Here is a 569-nt window from a genome sequence, read left to right as displayed (position 1 = left end):
AAAAAAAATAGCTGACATTTGTTGTTGTAGTTTTACCTGGTAAAGCGAATGATTAGAAGTATTGGGGACGAAATGTTCTCAACTTATTCTCAAACTTTAAATGGGTTCGATGTGCGTCTTTCTTTATTGAAGATGTGCATTGAATACAAATGTCTAGTGGGCCATTTTTGGTAAGCAGAACTGGCGATGTGGGATGAACCAAACATCTGGTTAAGGTGCCTAACATCACGCTCATGAGAAACCACAAAAGGTGTTGGTTGATAAAGACAGCAGGACGGTGGACATGGAAGTCGTCATCCGCTAAGGAGTGTGTAACAACTCACCTGCCGAATCAACCAGCCCTGAAAATGGATGGCGCTGTAGCGTGGGACCTATACCGGATCGATATCGCAAGTTTGTATTGAACGAGTAAGCGGTATCGTGTAGGAGGGTGCCGTGGTTGCTAAGAAGCTACTGGCGTAAGTCAGAGTGGAGCGGTCACGGGTACAGATCTTGGTAGTAGTAGCAATTATTCAAGTGAGATCCTTGAAGACTGAAGTGGAGAAGGGTTCCATGTGAACAGCAGTTGA

Annotated in this window: 1 rRNA gene; it reads left to right on the top strand. The window is 44.5% G+C overall.

Going from position 1 to position 569, the window contains the following annotated elements:
• Window positions 1-569, top strand: a 23S ribosomal RNA gene (locus DBV14_RS33695); the annotation flags it as partial.

Source organism: Variovorax sp. KBW07 (assembly GCF_003852515.1).
Classification (GTDB): Bacteria; Pseudomonadota; Gammaproteobacteria; order Burkholderiales; family Burkholderiaceae_C; genus Variovorax.
This window is presented reverse-complemented; position numbering and strand designations above follow the sequence as displayed.